The sequence below is a fragment of the Methylobacterium sp. FW102-HT35C08 genome (genome assembly GCF_058790235.1).
Genome location: NZ_JBYTCL010000002.1, coordinates 4,479,480 through 4,498,197, shown reverse-complemented (window position 1 = coordinate 4,498,197; position 18,718 = coordinate 4,479,480). Strand labels below are relative to the sequence as shown.

General features: G+C 59.2%; 13 protein-coding genes and 2 pseudogenes. 11 read left to right on the top strand and 4 right to left on the bottom strand.

Going from position 1 to position 18,718, the window contains the following annotated elements:
- Positions 1 to 37 precede the first annotated feature (37 nt).
- The 10 genes from AC3WSN_RS21340 to AC3WSN_RS21295 all read left to right on the top strand — a co-directional run bounded on the left by AC3WSN_RS21340 (position 38) and on the right by AC3WSN_RS21295 (position 15,086).
- Positions 38 to 1,132 carry a glycosyltransferase gene (locus AC3WSN_RS21340; protein WP_492540635.1) on the top strand — a complete coding sequence of 365 codons (1,095 nt, stop codon included), beginning with the start codon at positions 38 to 40 and terminating at the stop codon, positions 1,130 to 1,132.
- Positions 1,113 to 3,668 carry a DUF4838 domain-containing protein gene (locus AC3WSN_RS21335; protein ID WP_492540633.1) on the top strand — a complete coding sequence of 852 codons (2,556 nt, stop codon included), beginning with the start codon at positions 1,113 to 1,115 and terminating at the stop codon, positions 3,666 to 3,668. Before AC3WSN_RS21340 ends, AC3WSN_RS21335 begins: the two co-directional genes overlap by 20 nt.
- Before the next feature lies 1 nt (position 3,669).
- Positions 3,670 to 5,058, top strand: a complete 1,389-nt coding sequence (murJ, locus tag AC3WSN_RS21330; protein WP_492540631.1) for a murein biosynthesis integral membrane protein MurJ — start codon at positions 3,670 to 3,672, stop codon at positions 5,056 to 5,058.
- A complete protein-coding gene (locus AC3WSN_RS21325; RefSeq protein WP_492540624.1) occupies positions 5,055 to 7,049 on the top strand; it encodes a DUF2334 domain-containing protein in 1,995 nt (664 codons plus the stop codon). Before murJ ends, AC3WSN_RS21325 begins: the two co-directional genes overlap by 4 nt.
- A gap of 38 nt (positions 7,050 to 7,087) precedes the next feature.
- Entirely contained in the window at positions 7,088 to 8,263 is a 1,176-nt protein-coding gene (locus tag AC3WSN_RS21320; protein ID WP_492540621.1) for a glycosyltransferase family 4 protein, read from the top strand.
- 106 nt (positions 8,264 to 8,369) lie between these two features.
- On the top strand, positions 8,370 to 9,278 hold the full coding sequence (locus AC3WSN_RS21315; RefSeq protein WP_492540619.1) for a polysaccharide deacetylase family protein: 909 nt from the start codon (positions 8,370 to 8,372) through the stop codon (positions 9,276 to 9,278).
- Between the two features lie 86 nt (positions 9,279 to 9,364).
- Positions 9,365 to 10,534 (top strand): glycosyltransferase, encoded by a 1,170-nt coding sequence (locus AC3WSN_RS21310; protein WP_492540617.1) that lies wholly within the window; start codon positions 9,365 to 9,367, stop codon positions 10,532 to 10,534.
- 965 nt (positions 10,535 to 11,499) lie between these two features.
- The gene (locus AC3WSN_RS21305) at positions 11,500 to 13,350 is read left to right on the top strand and encodes an acyltransferase family protein (RefSeq protein ID WP_492540615.1); all 1,851 of its coding nucleotides are present in this window, start codon (positions 11,500 to 11,502) and stop codon (positions 13,348 to 13,350) included.
- 197 nt (positions 13,351 to 13,547) lie between these two features.
- Positions 13,548 to 14,195, top strand: a complete 648-nt coding sequence (locus AC3WSN_RS21300) for a class I SAM-dependent methyltransferase (RefSeq protein ID WP_492540613.1) — start codon at positions 13,548 to 13,550, stop codon at positions 14,193 to 14,195.
- Between the two features lie 138 nt (positions 14,196 to 14,333).
- Positions 14,334 to 15,086 carry a class I SAM-dependent methyltransferase gene (locus tag AC3WSN_RS21295; RefSeq protein ID WP_492540611.1) on the top strand — a complete coding sequence of 251 codons (753 nt, stop codon included), beginning with the start codon at positions 14,334 to 14,336 and terminating at the stop codon, positions 15,084 to 15,086.
- A 432-nt stretch (positions 15,087 to 15,518) separates the two neighbouring features.
- On the opposite strand, the pseudogene AC3WSN_RS21290 reads toward AC3WSN_RS21295, so the two are convergent.
- A pseudogene (locus AC3WSN_RS21290) lies at positions 15,519 to 15,794 on the bottom strand (transposase domain-containing protein); the annotation flags it as partial.
- On the opposite strand from AC3WSN_RS21290, the pseudogene AC3WSN_RS21285 reads away from it, so the two are divergent.
- Positions 15,789 to 16,313 (top strand): annotated as a pseudogene (locus tag AC3WSN_RS21285) (transposase); the annotation flags it as partial. The pseudogenes AC3WSN_RS21290 and AC3WSN_RS21285 sit on opposite strands and share 6 nt — an antisense overlap.
- Before the next feature lie 323 nt (positions 16,314 to 16,636).
- Here AC3WSN_RS21285 and AC3WSN_RS21280 read toward each other — a convergent pair.
- From AC3WSN_RS21280 to catC, 3 genes are all read right to left on the bottom strand, one after another.
- Positions 16,637 to 17,854: an ABC transporter substrate-binding protein gene (locus tag AC3WSN_RS21280; RefSeq protein ID WP_492540604.1), complete on the bottom strand. Its 1,218-nt coding sequence runs from the start codon at positions 17,852 to 17,854 to the stop codon at positions 16,637 to 16,639.
- A 230-nt stretch (positions 17,855 to 18,084) separates the two neighbouring features.
- Positions 18,085 to 18,381 carry a YciI family protein gene (locus AC3WSN_RS21275; protein ID WP_492540599.1) on the bottom strand — a complete coding sequence of 99 codons (297 nt, stop codon included), beginning with the start codon at positions 18,379 to 18,381 and terminating at the stop codon, positions 18,085 to 18,087.
- Positions 18,382 to 18,421: 40 nt separating this feature from the next.
- The gene (gene catC / locus AC3WSN_RS21270) at positions 18,422 to 18,679 is read right to left on the bottom strand and encodes a muconolactone Delta-isomerase (protein ID WP_492543194.1); all 258 of its coding nucleotides are present in this window, start codon (positions 18,677 to 18,679) and stop codon (positions 18,422 to 18,424) included.
- Between the last annotated feature and the right edge of the window lie 39 nt (positions 18,680 to 18,718).

Sequence of the window (18,718 nt, the reverse complement as noted above, 5' to 3'; positions counted from 1 at the left end):
CCACGTAATCACAAATCTCGATGCGGGGGGAGCGGAGATGTCTCTCTACAAGCTGCTGGACCATATGCGGTCGCGCGACGTCCAATCCGCCGTTTACTCGCTGCGCGATCAGGGCATTTACGGTCCACGCATTGCCGCCCTCGGCGTGGAGGTGCGCGCACTCGGGATGCGGCCCGCCGCGCCAAATCCGCTGAAGGTACTGCAACTTGCGTCCTGGCTGCGCATTGCCCGGCCCGACGTCGTGCAGACGTGGATGTATCACGCTGATCTCATCGGCGGGATTGCGGCGCGGCTTGCGGGAGGAATCCCGGTGATCTGGGGCATTCGGCATAGCCAACTCGAGCGTGCATCTACGAAGGCCAGAACGATCGTCGTGGCTCGGGCCTGCGCCCTTCTCTCGCGGAGCATTCCGGCACGCATCGTGTGCTGCTCCCACTCTTCTATGTCCACGCACGCGGCCCTAGGCTACGCCGCGCGCAAGATGAAGCTGATCCTCAACGGGGTGGATCAGCAACGCTTCGCGCAGAACGGCGATGCCAGGACGGACCTGCGTAGTGCGCTTGGATTGGCCGCGGACACCCCTCTCGCGGGCCTAGTCGCACGCTATCACAACGTGAAGAACTTCGCCGGCTTCGCGCGGTCCGCCGAGATCGTCGCGCGTCATCAGCCCGAAGTGCGCTTTCTACTCTGCGGCTCCGGCGTGGAAAACAACGTCGAACTTCGGCAGCTCCTGTGTCAGCACGGACTGACGGACCGGTGCAATCTGTTCGGTGAACAGAGCGATGTCTCGCGCATTCTAGCCGCGCTCGACGTACTCATCTCGTCGTCGCTCAGCGAAGGCTTCCCGAACATCGTTGCCGAGGCGATGTCCTGCGGTGTGCCTTGCGTCGTCACCGATGTCGGCGACTCGGCCTTGATTGTCGGCGAGACTGGGTTGGTGGTGCCTCCGGCAGACGATCTGGCGCTGGCTCAAGCCTGTCTACAACTCATCCGCGAAGCACCAGAGCAGCGGAAGCTTCGCGGCGAGCGGGCGCGCGACCGCATTGCCTCAAAGTTTTCCATCGGGTGCATGCTCGATGAGTACGAGACGGTGTTTCGCGGAGTGGCGGCCAATGCGATCGTTCTCCATTGAACGCTCTGGCCGCTCGCCTTCGCAAAGCCGCCTCTCTTCGAAGGCAGGCGGCGGGCGCTGGCTGCTCTGGGCTTTGGCGTTCGCGCTCCACCTTCCCGCTGTGCCCGCCTCGGCGCAGAGCGCCGGGGCAACGTTACTCCTCGCTAACGGCAAGAAGAGCCCTTACTGCATCCACCATGCACCGTCCTCGCCGGAGACGGTGAAACTGGCCGCCTCGGAGCTCCAAACCTTCTTTAGGAAGGCAACCGGCGTCACGATCCCTATCGACGTCGGAGAGGTTCTTTCCTGCCGCCCCGCCATCGTCCTCGGCGATGGCCGACCGTCGAGAGCGGCGGGGCTAGATCTTGCTGGCATTGCGGAGGGCGGCTTTCGCATCGTGGCCGACGGCGCTAACGTTTTCCTGCTTGGTATCGATACGCCCGACGGCGCGCACACGGCCGAGGGCGGCTCCAGCGCCGGGACGCTGAACGCCACATACACCTTTCTGGAGGATTATCTCGGTGTGCGGTGGCTCATGCCCGGAGAAGTGGGCGAGTCCGTACCGATGCGTGACAAGGTCTTGATCCCCGCGCGATTGGCCCGTGTTGAGAGTCCATCATTCGCGAACCGCCGGATTGCCTACATCCAGAACGGCGACCCTCTGGTTGTCCAGTGGCTGCGCCGCCAGAAGCAGGGATATTCGCTGGCCCTGAAACACTCTCACGCTTGGCACGAGTTGATACCGCCGTCCTACTACCGGGAGCACCCTGAGTGGTTTGCCATGATCGGCGGCAGTCGCGTGCCTCCGGTCGGCGACCGCTACAAGCTCGAGACGACGAATCCGGAACTCGTCCATACGATGGCGGGAAAGATCGTCGATGAATTTCGCCGCATGCCCAACCAGTTCACGGCGTCCATATCGCCGACGGACAGCGAGCAGTGGAGCACGAGCCGCGAGAGCCTGGCCTACATGGAAACCGATCCCTATGGGCGTCCGTCGGTCACTCCGCTCGTCCTAAACTTCTACGAGAACCTAGCCCGCGAGGTCGGGCGAGCGGCGCCCGAGAAGAAGGTTTGCGGCTATATCTACGCCGACTACCTCTATCCACCCGCGCATGGAGTACCGCCGCTCCCCGCCAACCTCTGCCTCGTCGTCGCTCCAAGCTTCAGCTACGGGTACGGCCTCTATCGACCTGAGCGACGGGCGGATTGGGAACGCGTGATTGCGGCCTGGCAATCGCACGAGCGGCTGCGCGCGTATTACGACCTACCCACGGTGTTCTATCCCGACATCGGGGGACCCACACCGCCCGGGCTTGAGATCTTGAGCTTCATCTATCCGCGTCTGGCTGCCGCCGGCTATCGCGGCATCTACATCTTCGGCGCCGCAGGGTGGGGCCACGGCGCCCTCACCAATTACCTCTTGGCGAAGCTGAACTGGAATGCGTACGCGAACGTGGAAGAGCTCGCGCAGGAATTTCTGCGGCGCGCCTATGGCTCGGGTGCGAGCGAGCCGATCGGCAAGCTCTACGCGCTCATCGACGACGCGGCCAAGTCCTACTACCTCGCGGGTGGCGAGCCGGGCGAGACGCCGGATGCAGCGATGCTGCGCAGCGTTTTCGCGCAAAACCTTCCCGCTAGCATTTCGCTCCTTCAGCGTGCCCGCAAGACAGAAGCCAGCACGGACGAGCAGGCGCGGCTGGAGATGCTCAGATTGAGCTTTGCCGAACTCTGTCGCGTCTTACGCCGACATGGGTTGGTTGGCGCGAACACGTTGCCAGAGGAGTGCGATCAACTAGGCGATGATAAGTCGATGGTCGAACGCCCGTCCGGGTTTTCGCTCGCGGTGAGAACACGGGTGACCGCGGATCCGGACGAGATCTCGGTCCTCGCCGAGCGAGACATTGCCGGCGGCGGAAGCACCGATGAGACGACGCTGCTGCGCGGGACGATTAAGGCGGTCCTCTTGCCGCAGCACGATGGGCGGGTACAGATTATTGTATCGCGGCTCGGTAATATTGGCGAAGGTCTCGATTATATTGTGTACCTGAAGAACCAGCAGGTCATCGCCAAGGGACAGCTCGATCGCGATGGGACAATCGCCGTCGATGGTCGCCGCGGGAAGCCGATGCTGCTGAAGATCGAAGCCCCTTCCGCCTGGTTTCATCTCGACGTGAAGGGTGCGCGGTTTGCCTTGAGCACAGCTGCGCAAAGGCGCGGCATCCATTTTATCGGCCGCTATCCGACCATCTATTTCTATGTCCCGGATGAGATCGGATCGTTCCGTCTGACGATCAGCAGCCCCTCGACCGACCAGGCGGCAGCGGCTGACCTCGTCGATCCCAACGGCCGCATCGTCGCTTCACTCGACACTTCCGGGAAACTTGCTTCGCAGGTGCTCGCCAAGCGAGAGGCGCCGGGCGGCTATTGGCGACTCCAATGGAAGCGGTCCTGGATCCCTCACATGCACAATGTTTGGGTTCAGCTCGACGACCGGCTCGCGCCCTGGGTCGTCGTTTCTCCCCAACAGGCACTTGAGATCGGGGCCTCGAAGTAGCATGGCAGCTTCCCTCTCGGCAGTCCTGGTCGGTCGAACGCGTGAGTCGACGGGAGACCTTGATGAACGCGTCGTCGGAATGCGCATCCTGCGTGCCGCCACTATCGTGGCGAGCGCCGCCCTGATCGTCCGGTTTGGTGGCATGGTGAAGGAGCTCATGCTCGCCGGCTACTTCGCACGCAGCGACGAGCTGGAAGCCTTCATGATGGCGCTGCTGCTTCCGACCTTTATCCTATCGGTCATTGCGGGGGGATCGAATTCGGCCATCGTTCCCGTCCTCGTCGATCTCAGACTCAATTACGGGCGAAACGATGTTCAGAGGCTGATCTCGAACGTCGCCTGTCTGGCGGGCGCCATGTTGCTCGCGGTGATCCTGATGCTGGCGCTCGCGGCTCCCATGCTCCTACTCGTGCTATGCTCGGGCTTCTCACCACAGAAGCTGATGCTCACCGAACAGATATTCTACTGGTTGTTGCCGGTGCTCCTCATCCGCGGCTTCTCGGTCATGTGGGGGGACGTGCTCAATGCGGGACACAAGTTCGCCCTGGCCTCGCTGATCCCCCTGGCGACGTCCCTGAGCACTGTGCTCGCACTGGCCGCCTTCGGCTGCGAATACGGCGCCCGTACGCTAGTAGGCGCCTTTCTCATCGGGGCCGTTCTGGAGGCTGCGCTGCTCGCCTTCGCAGTGCGACGGGAAGGCTGGAGCTTGCTGCCGCGCTGGTACGGGATGAACGCGCATCTGGCGTTGGCGCTCAGGCAGTACCTTCCGGGTGTCGCTAGCGCGATCCTGATGGGCAGCACCGAAATAATCGATAACGCTATGGCAACCATGCTTCCAATGGGCAGCGTCGCGGCCCTGAGCTACGGCAACAAGATTACAGCGTTCGTGATCGGCATCGGCGCGGCATCGCTGACGACTGCGGCGCTCCCGCACTTGTCGGCGATGGCGGCCGAGCAGCGCTTTTCCGAGATGCAGGCGCTCCTGTGGCGGTATGTTCGGCTTCTTTTTCTGGTCAGCGTGCCGCTCACCATCGGCCTCGTCGTCTTCTCGAAACCGATCGTCGCCCTGTTGTTCGAACGTGGAGCGTTCTCGGCATCCGACACCGCGGTCGTCGCGAACGTCCAAGCGGCGCTTCTGCTGCAAGTGCCCTTCTTCTTCGTCAGCGGCTTCGCCGTACGCTTCGTGATGGCCCTTCGAGCCAACCGGATCATGCTCTGGGGAACAGTCATCTGCGCGATTACGAACGTCGTCGCGAACTACACGCTCATGTCTCGGTTCGGGGTGGTCGGTTTGGGTTTGTCGACGGCGCTGGTCTACGTCGTGTCCGCCGCCTTCCTCTTATATATGGCAACGCGGCTCCTCGATGCGTCTCGAAGGAGGGCGTCATGAGGTGCGATGCCGACGAGCGGGTCGACGCACGCGACCTCGCGCGCTCACCAGCCGAAACCGTCGTTGGTCGGGGAAATAGGCTGTCGGCACAGCCGGTCGGAAACGTGGTCTTCGTCATTCATGCGATGACACTCGGCGGTGCGGAGCGTGTGATGGCCCTGATGGCGGACTACTGGGCCGCGCGGGGGCGCCGCGTGACTGTCGTAACGATCGGTGCGGAAACCGCGGCCGATTACCGGATGGACCCGCGTGTCGCGCGCGTTTCCCTCAACTTAAATTGCGCCGCCCGCTCACCACTCGTCGGACTTTCCAACAACCTGCGTCGCCTGCTCGCCCTGCGGCGCACCATTGCCGGAATTAGCCCGGACGTCGTGATCAGCTTCATGGTCACCGACAACATCCTGACCTTGCTCGCAACCCGATTTCTGGGCGTTCCCGTGATCGTAGCGGAGCACACGATCCCTGTTGCGTCGCCGCGAAACCGGATCTGGCGGATCTTGAGACGTGCGACGTACCCGTTGGCCGACGCGCTGGTCGTGCTGACCCGCGATGCGGGACAGTTTTTCTGGCCGTCCATGCAGCGCCGGATCGTCGTCATCCCGAACCCCGTGCGCGATCTTGGCCTTGGCGCGGATGGTAGCACCGTGAGCACCGCCCGATCCGTGCTCATAACGGTCGGCAGACTGGAGGCGGTGAAACAACTCGACCACGTCGTTCGGGCTTTCGCGCGCGTCGCCACAGAGTTTCCCAACTGGCGGCTGCTGCTGGTCGGTGAAGGCTCGCTGCGTGCGAGCCTGGAAGAACTTGCCGCGGACCTCGGAGTGAACGACCGAGTCCAGTGCGTGGGGTACAGCGCGAATCCCGAAATTTATATGCGCGAGGCCGGCCTCTTCGTGATGGCTTCGCGCCACGAAGGATTTCCGTGCGCCTTGCAGGAAGCTATGGCATCCGGCCTGCCCGTCCTCAGCTACGACTGTCCGGGCGGTATCCGCGAAATCCTGCGCAACGGGCTTGACGGTGTCCTCGTCCCGCCGAACGACGTAGATCGACTGACCGAGGCGATGGCGAGCCTGATCGGCAATCCGGCAAGGAGAGCCGAACTCGGCCGAGCGGGCCTTGCTGTGCGTGAGCGTTATTCCATCGACTCGATCATGAGCATCTGGGAGCGTGAGATGGCAAGGCTCGATATGGGCAAACCACCATCCCCCTCTAGCGCGAGATATCTAGTCAGGTTTGACGATATCTGCCCGACGATGAATTGGAGTCTTTGGAGGGAAATCGAAGATATTTTGGTCGAATGTGATGTGAAGCCGATCCTCGCCGTCATACCCGACAATCAGGATCCCAAACTCCATGTCGATAGGCCTTACCAGAACTTCTGGCAGGAGGTGCGCAAGTGGCAGGGCATGGGCTGGACAATCGGCCTTCACGGTTATCAACATGCCTACGTCACGAATGATGCTGGATGCATCGGCATCAACAAGTATAGCGAATTCGCAGGGCTGCCGGCGGGCGTTCAGCGCGAAAAGATCAGGCGCGGCGTTGCCATCTTCCGCGATCACGGCGTGATACCAGACCTCTGGATCGCGCCGGCGCATAGCTTCGATGTGCACACGCTTGAGGCGCTCCGGGCTGAAGGAATCGATACGGTAAGCGACGGATTTTTCACGAGACCAGGCTTCGACCGCAGGAATATGTTCTGGATTCCGCAGCAAATTTGGAATTTCGCACCCCGGCGAGAAGGCGTTTGGACGGTCTGCATGCACCACAATGCTTGGACTCGATCCGATCTGGAACGATTTTATAGAAACATCAAAAAATACCGTGACAATCTGACGAGCGTGCCAGAAATGCGCATCGACTACTCCGAGCGCAAGTTATCAAATATAGATAGAGCTTACGCAAAGGTCTATCAAACACTGCTGCTCACGCGCAACTACGTGAGAAAATCCAACTTGCTGCGGATATCAAATGCGTTGCTTCTTCGTTAGTTAATTATCGACAAATTTGATTCGCTACGGAGGCAATCATGAAGGTGATTTTCTTCGCCAATAGCGAGTGGTATCTCTACAATTTCAGGCTGCCACTGGCGAAGGCGCTTCGGGGCGCTGGAGCCGAGGTGGTGATGGTCTCGCCGCATGGGCCTTACGGAGCAGAACTCGAGGCGGAAGGCTTTCGTTGGCGTCCAGTCCGGATGAGCCGTCGCAGTCTCAACCCGCTTCGCGAGGCGCGGCTACTCAGCCAACTGGCGAGGTTATACCGTGCAGAGCGACCGGACCTTGTACATCATTTTACGATCAAATGCGTCGTCTACGGAGCAGTTGCCGCCCGGCTGGCCGGCGTTAAGGCGTCGGTGAGCGCCGTCACGGGACTCGGACACGTCTTCTGCGGCGATACGCTGACCGCACGCCTGCTGCGTGCGCCGGTTCGCGGGCTACTGCGGTACGCCATTAACAGGCCGCGTAATTATCTCGTTCTACAGAATCCTGACGATCTGGAACTTTTCCTGAAGCAGAGGCTGGTCAAGCCGGAGCGGGTGCGCGTCATCCGTAGCTCCGGGGTGAATACGGCCAAGTTCGTCCCGAGCTCCGTACCGTTGCGGCCCCATCCCTTTCGCGTTCTCATGGCGACGCGGCTCCTGTGGGAAAAGGGCGTTTGGGAGTACGTCGAAGCGGCAAGCCTGCTGAGGGAGCGTCATCCGGCGGTGCAGTTCCTGCTCGCGGGCGACCTAGATCCGGGTAATCCGACGTCGGTTCCGAGGACTCAGCTGAACGAATGGAGCAAGGCCGATAGAATTCACTATATCGGTCATGTGTCCTCGATTGAGACGTTGCTGACCCAAGTCAATCTGGTGGTGCTTCCGAGCTATCGGGAAGGCACGCCGCGGATCCTCATTGAGGCTGCCGCGGCCGGGCTTCCCATCGTCACAACAGATGTCCCGGGTTGCCGCGAGGTCGTACGTCACGGCGTCAATGGGTTTCTGGTCCCGCCGCGAGACGCGCCGAGGCTTGCCGAAGCCATCGCTTCCGTGATCGACCATCCCGAGCACGTCCAGGCGATGGGATGCGCCGGTCGCACGATCGCGCTCACCGAGTTCGATGAGCGCATCGTAATAGAACGTACTTTTGATGTTTATCGTGAACTCGTCTCCAGTCCTCAAGGTACAGGCCTCCGAGACAAAAGTCTTGTTGAGCAGAAAATCTGACAATAGAACTGGATGAAAATTGCAAATATCTGCATGAACGAGGTGAGGGATGCCCCTCTTAAGATCGATACAGCCAGCCGATGAGCGGCCGACCATTGTGATTTCTTTGGACTACGAGCACCGGTGGGGGGTTCACGATCGACTTGGCGATGATTGGGAGTCGTATCGCGAGGAGCTTGAGAACGAAGACGCATGTGTCGAGAAAATGCTCAAGATGTTCGACGAACGCGGCATCCATGCCACGTGGGCAACTGTCGGCGCGATGGCTTGCTCGGGGTGGCAGGAGTACTTCGCGCGAGCCCCGGCCCCACCCGCCTATGAAGCTGCCCACTTATGCGTGAAGCCTTGTTACGCCGATCGCGATCCAGACGGTCGCTTGCACTTCTCGCCCGCGATGTTCGCCAAAATCCTAGCGACGCCGCATCAGGACCTCGCAAGCCACACCTTCTCGCACCTGTACCTTGGGGAACCAGGCGTTACGGCAGCAGACGCGCTCGCGGACCACGCTGCCATCAAGTCATTATTTGTGGAGCGTTACGGCGTCGAGCCAATCTCCTTGGTCTTTCCCCGAAACCAAATCGCATTTCTTTCAGAGATGTACAATAATGGCGTCGAGATCGTTAGAGGCAACGAGACGTCATGGTACTTCAACTGCACCGCCGCAGCGGATAGGACGTATCTGCCTCGCAGCCTGAAGTTGTTGGATGCTTTTAATCCTTTCGCGCGACATCCCGAGCCGCCCATCCGAGGCATGACGCGATCGAGCGGCTTCGTTCGTTTCAACCTTCCCAGGTCCCTCTGGCATCTGCATCTGGCGCGGTTGAAGAGGCCTATGCGGGGGGGGCAACCTGGTATCGTTCACCACTACTGGTGGCATCCTCACAACCTCGGCCGGAACATGGACGAACGCATCTCGCGGCTGCGCCAGCTTCTGGATGTGATCGCGGACTTGATTCACACGGACAAGCTAAAGTCTCTGAACATGAGCGAGCTCACGAAGGAGGCCCGGATTTAGCTCAGGAGGGCGACTTGATCACGCGTCTTTGTCGAGCGCCGACGGGCGACCCGTTGCCGGCGCCTTGTCTGGCGGAGGACGAGTCCTTGTGTCCCAAGCTCAAAGAGCCAGTTTCCGTCGACCGCAATCCTCGGCAGTTGTTTGGCGAAGCCGTGAGCACGCAACAGTGCGTCTTATTCCTGATCCCCAATCTCGGACCGGGCGGAGCGCAGCGTGTCATCACCACGCTTCTCAGGCATCTAAGTCGACGCCGCTTTCGCATCATCCTCGCAGTCGTCGATCTGCGCACCAGCGTTTTTCGCGACGATCTTCCCGCGGACGTGGAAGTCATCGACCTGAAAGCGTCTCGGGTACGCTACGCACTATGGCGCATCGTTCCGCTTATCTGGCGCCGCCGGCCCGACATCGTCTTCTCCACGTTCGGCCATCTCAACCTGACGATGGCCCTGTGCCGGCCGCTCCTGCCTCGCAAGGTGACGCTCATCGGACGTGAAACGCATGTGGTAAGTTTGAACATCGCGAACCATTTCGTTCACACCATGGCCCGGATATGCGTAGCCGTCTTGTACCGGCGCTTCGATGTCATGGTGTGTCAGTCGCGTCACATGCAGCGCGAACTCACCGACATCTTCTGGTTTCCGAAGGAGAGGACGGCGGTGATCCACAATCCCGTGGACATCGCGCGCATCAGACTCCTCGCCGCGGAGGCATCCCCACCCTTTCCCGTTCCGCGGGGCGCGATCAAGCTGCTGGCGGCGGGCCGTCTCGTGGAGGTGAAGGGATTTGACCTCCTGATCAGAGCTATCGCGCAGCTCGGCACGCCGAACGTGCATCTCACGATCCTGGGCGACGGCCCTCTCCAGGTTACCCTTCAAGATCTTGCCGAGGAGCTCGGGGTTGCCGGGCAGGTACATTTCGCCGGGTTCCAACCTAATCCTTACGTGTGGTTCGTCGGCGCTCATGCTGTCGTCATATCGTCGCATTGCGAGGCTTTTCCGAACGTTGTGCTGGAGGCCCTCGCTTGCGGAACACCGGTCATCGCCACGCCGGCTGCCGGTGGCCTGCGCGAAATCTTAGAGGTCGTGTCCGAGTGCGTAATCGCCGACTCAGTAAGCGCTGCCTCGCTCGCGGAAGCAATTCAGACGTGGATGGATCGGGGACGTACGCAGGTACCGGATACGCCTGCCGAGAAATACTCGCTAGCGAGCATCATACCTCAGTACGAGAGCCTTTTCTCTCGCTTCGGATCATCTTAGCAAAACTTGGGCACTTCCAGTTGGAGAGCATCCGAAAATCCCGGAGTGATTCAAACAGGGTCGTGGTGACGTGACGGATGCAGTCGTGGATGCGCGCTCCCGGCCGTTTTAGCGAGAGCCAGCGGTCGGCTCGGGTGCGCTCCAGCGTCTGGATCCGGTGAGCGCTCTAATTATCCAGTGGACGTACAGGCTGACGACACGGAGATTCCCATCGAGTAAGTTCGTCGGAAGCCAGTCCTCCACCTTCTCGGCCAGGCCGGATCAGCGAAGCACTTGAAGACCTGCATCCGGTGCGGCAGCAGGCGATGCATCTTGCCAGCTACGCCCAACATGCGCGGGAGTGCCAGTCCGATTTCATTTGATCGCGTGCATCCGCGTCGTTTCGGCCTCGGTGAGGATCAAGCAGACAGCCTGAGCCAAGTTCAAGACTCGCAGGGCTCACCTAGAATATGTTCATTCCGAACGCGTTGTCTAACTTATATCGTCAGTAAAATCGCGATCCATGCTCAATAAATTTTTTATCTCAGCAGATCTATCCAACTAGCACGTAGTCATCACAATGGCGGTCAAAATGATAGATAGATGTGATAACTTTGGTTTTGTTATCTATTATAGAAATACGACCGACTTGTGCTCATCAGGTCAACCACAGTACGCGCGAGCAAACAGCAACCTCTACAATCAAAAATCCTCATTCCTGGAATGCATCCCGGGTGTATACGTGGGTGGCAGGCCACACAGACCTTATCTGCCGAGAATCGAGATCACGTATGTCAAGTTATGTTGCGGCATCACCTGAATCCTGATATAATCCACCCATGTGATTGAAAGGCCGCTCGCGGTAGCTCTACTAAATTTCAAGACCCTATTCGCGAGCGTGCGAATGGGTGAAGCAGTTTGTTTAGGTTTTAATTTGTGCCTGCCCGAGTGTCTTTGCGCCCAATCGGCGCTTTGACCGAGCCGTCATGCGGCATAATATTCGGAATCGGAAAATAAAAAGCGTTATCGCGATGATCCAAGCGAGGAAGATGCGTCATATTGAGGTCTTGCGCGGGCTCGCGGTGACGCTCGTCCTCTTCTACCATTTACACATCCCAGGTTTCGACTTTGCTTATCTTGGGGTCGATGCCTTCTTCGTCATCAGTGGCTTCCTGATGGCACTCCTCTACGGCGATATTGCGGATCGAACCAGTCTCTGGGAGTTCTATTGCCGGCGCTTATCACGATTGCTCCCAGCTTATTACACTGTCCTGCTGCTCACAATTGTCGTCTCGGCTCTGATCGTCCTCCCGCATGAGTTCGCCGATGTTGCTCGTTACGCTTGGTGGTCGGCCATACTTGCGCCGAACGTCGGTTTTTGGTTAGACACAGAATACTTCAATTCGGATTATTTTCGCCCATTCCTCAACTTTTGGTCGTTGGGTGTCGAGCTCCAATTCTACCTTATCTTCCCACTCTTCGCGGTCGCGCATCGCCGCTGGCCGAAGCTGGTACTGCTGCTGGCGCTCGGCTCACTGGCCCTTTATTTGCTGTTGTCAATCATATCGCCGAAGACTGCCTTCTTCCAGACGCCGGCCCGCGTTTGGCAGTTCATGATCGGCTTCTACACCGCGCGCCTGAGGCTGCCAAAATTCCCCACAAAGACCGGCGAAGTTGCCCTGCTCCTGCTCGCCGTTTGCATCCTCGCGGCTCCCTACATCGCAGCCGGGGCAGCCAGCTTTGCCATCACCATCTCTGTGCTGAGTGGAATCTTTATTGCCGCCGGCCTTGCGCCTCGGGCCGGAGCCTCCCGGCCGGCGGCGCTGATGGAACTTCTCGGTAGATATTCTTACTCAATCTATCTTGTGCACTTTCCGATTATCGCTTTCCTCGCCTACCGGCCATTTTCCGGCGGCAGCTTGGATCTCGGTTGGTACAGCGGCTATATTACCACCCTGCTCCTGACCGCAGTGACGTCGGTCCTTCTTCATCATCTCGTCGAGGTGCCGTTTCTCGCCCATAAGTCGGGGCGCTTCGTCCTTGGCACTGTAACGGCGGGCGCGCTCGCGACGAGCGCCATCGCGGCTATCTCTTTAACGATCAACCGGGCGACGCTTTCGCCGCGGGAATCGCAGGTCGTCTCGGTCTGGTTCGACCGCCTTCCCTACCGTTGCCCTAAATTCGGGCGCCTGCTCCACCCATTCGACCACTCCTGCCTCGTGAGTGGCGACAGGGGACCAGTCTACCTGCTCGTCGGCGATAGCCATGCCGATGTGTTAAAGGGGGAACTCGCCGAGGCAGTTGAAGGTGCCGGCGGATCCGTGCGGCTGATGATAGCGAATGATGCCGTTGGGGATCTGGCGCTCAGCCCGGAAGCGGTGATGGCCGAGGCGCAATTGCGCAATGCGCGAGTGATTGTATTACACTCGACAGCCTACCATTTTTACTTAGGCGCTATTGAGCGCTTGGCGCAGCTAGCGGCAGTCAAGGATATAACGGTGGCGGTGATTCTGCCAATACCGGATCCTGGTTACCACGTTCCCAAACAGATCTATTTGACGCTCTACGCGGGACAGCAAACGCTGAAGCCGCATCGCAGCTTGGACGACTACGGTCGAAGCCACCGAGCCGCCATCGAGCAGCTTGGCGCTCTTGCCTCGCAACTCGCTAACCTCCGTCTATTCCACCCTGAATCATATTTCTGCACCCCAATGTGCGCGATCCAAGATCGGACTGGCCAACTGCTCTACTTCGATGGCGGTCATCTGTCGCAGACCGGTGCGCGTGTTTTGAAGCCTATGATGCAGGAAATTGCCAGCCTTGGCACGGTCTTCTGACGAAACCGAACTCCAGAAAGGACTAGCCGCTTCGAAAACATCGTACTCCAATTCAAAATTGCATTTCATCCTCGACCCATTCGGCACATTGTTTTGTTATACATTCGGTTTCGATCGTTTGGAAACAACCCGCCACCATACGCAGGGCAGGTGTATTTGAAACGCGATGACATTAATAGTCATATGGAGAGTACGCGATGAGCGTAATCAGCTACCATAAGTTGGAATTGCAGATTGCATTAGATCCAAGTGATCCAAGGCACGTATTGCCGCTCATCAGACCGCATCATCGACGTATACTAGACGTCGGGTGCGGCATGGGCCAGACGCTGATGGCTTTGCATGTCGGGCCGAAATGCCAAGCCTGGGGAGTCGATGTCGATCCGGTCGCCGTCGCGGCAGGGCTGAAGATGGTTCCGGATAATATTCATCTGGCCGTTGCTGCTGGAGAAAATCTTCCCTTTCCCGACAGACATTTCGACTTCGTCTTTTCGAAAGGGTCCCTCCCATATATGCATCTCTCGCAAGCTATGTTCGAGATCGAGCGTGTTTTAGATGTTGATGGTGAATTTTGGGCTACGATGCATCCGCCGAAATACTTGCTCAGGAGATTATACACCGATTTGGTGCATTTCAATGTGAGGGCAATATTAAGTCGGACATTTGTGTCATTGAACGGTATGATACTCGCGATATTCGGGCGCCAGATCAGGCTCTCGGGAAGTTGCGAGACAGTTCAGACGAAAAAAAGAATGCGTCGCTTAGTTGAGGCCGCAGGACTTCGACCGCTGCCATTCGAGCACTCACGCTCGATGATAATACGAGCGACAAAGAAGCAAAGATAGGCGGGGTGAGAATTATCCGCAGTACGAAATGAGAGTGAATAACTTTCTAGGAATAAGTTAAAAGTCGGGCAATTAGAATAACTAACATGATGAGTTATGATTTAATCGCAAACTGTCCGTCATAACCGGTAACATACGATGAATTTCCGCCGTCGAGAAAACGTGGAGAGCGGGATGGAACAGAGAGCAGACTATAACGCCAGGCTGTTTGCTGGGTCAGTATTGCGGAGATCATATCATACTTCGCGATTTGAATGGTTCAGAGATAATGTGTCCACGGCTGTTATTGGTCCATTGCGTATAGTGGAGCTTGGATGCTTTGATGCACGGACGATTGATTACATCGCAGCCCCCTTAGAGCGTTACGTTGGGTTAGACGCTAATTGGGAGGGCGGGCTTACTCTTGGACGTGAGCGCTTCAAAGACCGGCATGAGATAACGTTTATCGAGACAAGGAGCCCTTCATCGCTCGGCGCCTACGCAGATGGCGCCTTCAACGTAGCTGTTGCATTGGAGACGCTTGAGCATTTGCCGCCGCCGGTCGCTAGGGAATATGTGACGCAGCTGGCCCGGATAACGGACGGCATGTTGATCGTTTCCGTGCCCAACGAGTTGGGTCCCGTTTTCCTATTAAAATATGTGTTAAAGAGGGTGCTCGGATTCAGAGATAGTTATACGTATAATCTTAGGGAACTAATTGCCGCAACTTGTTTCAATAGTAAAAGCATCGAGCGCGACGAACACAAGGGCTTCTCTTATTTCGATTTGATAGAAGAAATATCCAATCACTTTGATATCGTTGCTGTTGAAGGGGTTGCTCCGAGAGCTTTTCCACCGGTGTTATCGTTGACAGTGGGCATCTTAGCTAGAACAAGGGCAAAGCACACTTAATATAATTGTTCCATTGTCAAATTGTCGTCCATTCTTCTGTTTTGTTCCTGCTGTAGATAGCTGAATGTAGCGGCGTTATCTGTGGTTCAGTCGCTGTGATTTGTTGCGACGTAGGAGAGTTGCCGCATCCGTTCAGTTTAGTTGCACCGCCCGTCCTGGACCGCGCCCGCTCTGAGCGCTGCGTGTTAACCTGGTGGGACGGTGGTCGATGAGGAGCGCATGGACCGAGCGGCGCGCGCCTCTTTGTGGCGTAGGAATGCGGTGGAGGTTACGGTCAACCTGGATTGAGCGGAAGGGCAGCCTCGGCGAGTTCGGCGATCAGGTCACGCACTCGGTCTATGCCATCTGATGCGAAAGCGGGCGTGTAGGCGTCGCGGTTGACGGCGATGCAGCGGTCCTCGGGTACCATCTCGATCGACGTAAGCGCTGTCTTCAGGCCGTGGCTCGAAGCGTGGATGCGCCTGAGTAGGCCCAAGGCGAAAGTTCGTCGAAGTACCGCGGGGGATGACCCTCGACGATGTGGGTGATGACGTCGGCGAGGTAGGCCTGCGGCTCTCCGCAGATGGGATTCCAGGTCGCGATCAACGAGGCGATTACCGCCCAGTGCTCGCGCCCACCCTCCGAACCAGCAAACAGGGCATTCTTCTGATTCAAATCCAGTAACCGGATCGCGCGCTCCACGGTGTTTCAGTCGATCTCGATGCGGCCGCGATGCTGGGCTGGCTCGTCCGCGACCAGGGCATCGAGAGCCGCACATCCCCGTCTTCGACAAGTGCGGACGCCGCGACGGCACCTTCTGCCGGTCGGCCTTTACCTACGACCTTGGCGCCAACGCCTACATCTGCCCGGCCGGCACGCACCTGCTACAACGTCGGAAGGTCTATCGGACGCCGCCCCCGCTCGTCGACGCAGACGGGATGCTGCGCTACCGCGCGAGCAAGCACGACTGCGATGCCTGCGCTTAAGCGACGATGCTGCCCCAACGCATCCGCCCACAAGATCCCACGCTCGATTCACTTGAGCGCCCAACAAATGGCGCGCGACGCCTGTGCCTCGGAGGCGGGCCGTGCCTCGCGGCAGGAGCGCAAGAAGGTCGAGATACTGTTTGCCGACCGCAAGCGGATCCTGAAGCTGGATCGGCTTCGGTTGCGGGGGCCAGACGGGGCCCGGGACGAGTTCGTCCTCGCGGCCGCCGCCCACAACCTGCGGGAGCTGGCCAAGCTGATCCTGCCGGCGGCAGCCGAGCCAAGCCTGATCGGCCGGAGCCCCCCTCGGCCAAGCCCCCGGTCTAAGCCAACCGCGAGTCTTTCAACGAAATCGGCCCTTCTCAAACCCTTCAGAAGGTCCGCTTGCTGGAAGTCTGGTCGAGCCAGAATCACCGAAGGTGGCCGAGAGCGGCCGATCCGCTTCCGAGAAGGCTCGCCGGAAAAGCAGACCAACGGCTTCAGCATGCAAGCGGGAGAAACTGGCTCTCCTGCACCCCGGCTTATAACCGCGCTGCGCGCGAACGGTTGATCGTCGCAGCGCACAGTGCATCGCGAAGGTGCGTATCAATCCTTCACCGACTTGCACGTGCTTTCGGACAGAGGCTGGAACGCTTGCTCGCCAGGAATCGTCTTCAGAATCCTATAAAAATCCCATGGCCCCTTCGATTCTGCCGGTTCTTTCACTTGGGCGAGGTACATATCGTGCACCATGCGTCCATCTGGGCGCAGCTTGGCGTTCCGCGCGAAGAAGTCTTGGATCGGCAATTCGCGCATCTTGGCCATCGCCCGAAGGCCGTCGTCGGTCTCGGCGGCTTCAGCCGCCTTGAGGAAGTGGAGCACGGCCGAATAGTCTCCGGCTTGCACCATGGTCGGCATCCTGCCGCCCATCCGCTCGCCGAAGCGCCGGGCGAAGGCGCGCGTCTGCTCATCCATATCCCAGTAGAAACCCGTCGTGAGAATCATGCCCTGAGCGGCCGGCAGGCCGACGGAATAGATGTCGGTCAGGAAGATATTGAGGCCGCCCAATCGCTGTCCACCCTGCAGGATCCCGAACTCGCTCGCCTGCTTGATGGTGTTGATCGTGTCGGCGCCGGCATTGGCCATGCCAATGATCTTCGCGCCCGAGGCCTGCGCCTGGAGCAGGTAGGACGAGAAGTCGGGATTGGGAAAAGGGTGCTTGACCGAGCCGAGCACCGTGCCGCCCTTCGATTTGACGACGCGGGTGACCTGCGCCTCGAGGTCGTGCCCGAAGGTGTAGTCGGCCGTGATGAAGAACCACGTATTCTTCGGATCATCGGCCAGAGCGGAGGCCGTCCCGGCCGCGAGGGAGTAGGTGTCCCAGGTCCAGTGGGCACCTGTCGGCGAACAGGCGGCGTTGGTCAGCGCCATGGAACCGGCACCGGAGTTGATGTCGATCTTCCCCTTGCTGCGCGCGACCTCGCGCACGGCCAGACCCGCGACCGGGGAATTTGTGTCGAAGATTGCGTCGACACCTTCGGTATCGAACCAGCGGCGCGCGATCGAGGAAGCAATGTCCGCCTTGTTCTGGTGATCGGCGAAGATCAGCTCGATCTTTCGGCCATTGATCGTACGGCCGAAATCCTCCACCGCGAGTTGGGCGGCTGTCACGGATCCTCGGCCGGCGAGATCCGAATAACCACCGGACATGTCTGTCAGAATGCCGATCTTGATGCCGCCATCAGCGTATTGGGCGGATGCCGGCACGACGGTGAGAGAGGCGGTGCCGAACGCAGCGGCTGCCACCAAGGTACGACAGATCATGATATCCTCCCCTGCTTATTGCTCTTGATGCGCTCTCTCCGCGCCGGAGACATCGAGCAGCGCCATGGCGTGGCGCTGAACAGCGGCGCGGTTCATCCGATGTGCCGCGCCCCGTTCGAGACGGTTGCGCGTCAGCCCCCTGATCGGCCGCTGTGCTTCGATGGACGGTCGTCGGCGCGGCGGTGCCACCGGTCGCCACCGCGCCCGGCGGAAAACGTTGTCTCGCGCGCTTAGAGATAGCTTCGGCCGTCGAGGTAGGCCTTGCGCCAGCGTCTGATCTCGACGCGCTCGAACAGGCCCACCTTGTAGAACGGGTCTGCGTGGATGAGCGCCTCGGCATCCGCGCGGCTTTCGACGTCAACCACGTACAGGCCGCCGCCGGCATCGCTTCCGTCGTCGTTCAGCTTCGCGCCACAAGCCAGGAGCTGATCCTTGATCCTGTCGAGGTAGACGAGATGCTCGGCACGGTTCGCCTTACGGATCTCCAGGCTCCCGGCCTTGTCGAAGGTCTCGATCATGTAGGGCATGGTCGTTGATCCATCAGTTGGCCGCGATGGCAGAAGGATGTTACGCCAGAGGCGAGATGCTAATCGACATGTACGGATAGAGCGGCAGCGAGCTCAGGATTTCGTGAAGCTCGTCGTTGTCGGGAACGTCGAACACGCTGTAATTGGCGTACTGCCCAGCAATGCGCCAGAGATGCCGCCATGTCCCCTCATGCTGGAGCTTCTGCGCGTAAACCTTTTCCTCGGCCTTCAGGCGATCTGCTTCCGACTTCGGCAGGCTGGTCGGTATATTGACCTGCATGTGGACCATGTAGAGCATGACGTCGATCCTCAGGTGCCGGATTTTCTGAACGCCTCT

Bases quoted from the DNA above. Each gene is read 5' to 3' on its own strand.
- AC3WSN_RS21305 (WP_492540615.1), top strand. From the start codon at position 11,500: ATGCGGCATAATATTCGGAATCGGAAAATAAAAAGCGTTATCGCGATG.
- AC3WSN_RS21275 (WP_492540599.1), bottom strand. From the start codon at position 18,381: ATGCCCTACATGATCGAGACCTTCGACAAGGCCGGGAGCCTGGAGATC.
- catC (WP_492543194.1), bottom strand. From the start codon at position 18,679: ATGCTCTACATGGTCCACATGCAGGTCAATATACCGACCAGCCTGCCG.
- AC3WSN_RS21295 (WP_492540611.1), top strand. From the start codon at position 14,334: ATGAATTTCCGCCGTCGAGAAAACGTGGAGAGCGGGATGGAACAGAGA.
- AC3WSN_RS21320 (WP_492540621.1), top strand. From the start codon at position 7,088: ATGAAGGTGATTTTCTTCGCCAATAGCGAGTGGTATCTCTACAATTTC.
- AC3WSN_RS21325 (WP_492540624.1), top strand. From the start codon at position 5,055: ATGAGGTGCGATGCCGACGAGCGGGTCGACGCACGCGACCTCGCGCGC.
- AC3WSN_RS21280 (WP_492540604.1), bottom strand. From the start codon at position 17,854: ATGATCTGTCGTACCTTGGTGGCAGCCGCTGCGTTCGGCACCGCCTCT.
- AC3WSN_RS21300 (WP_492540613.1), top strand. From the start codon at position 13,548: ATGAGCGTAATCAGCTACCATAAGTTGGAATTGCAGATTGCATTAGAT.
- murJ (WP_492540631.1), top strand. From the start codon at position 3,670: ATGGCAGCTTCCCTCTCGGCAGTCCTGGTCGGTCGAACGCGTGAGTCG.
- AC3WSN_RS21335 (WP_492540633.1), top strand. From the start codon at position 1,113: ATGCGATCGTTCTCCATTGAACGCTCTGGCCGCTCGCCTTCGCAAAGC.
- AC3WSN_RS21340 (WP_492540635.1), top strand. From the start codon at position 38: ATGTCTCTCTACAAGCTGCTGGACCATATGCGGTCGCGCGACGTCCAA.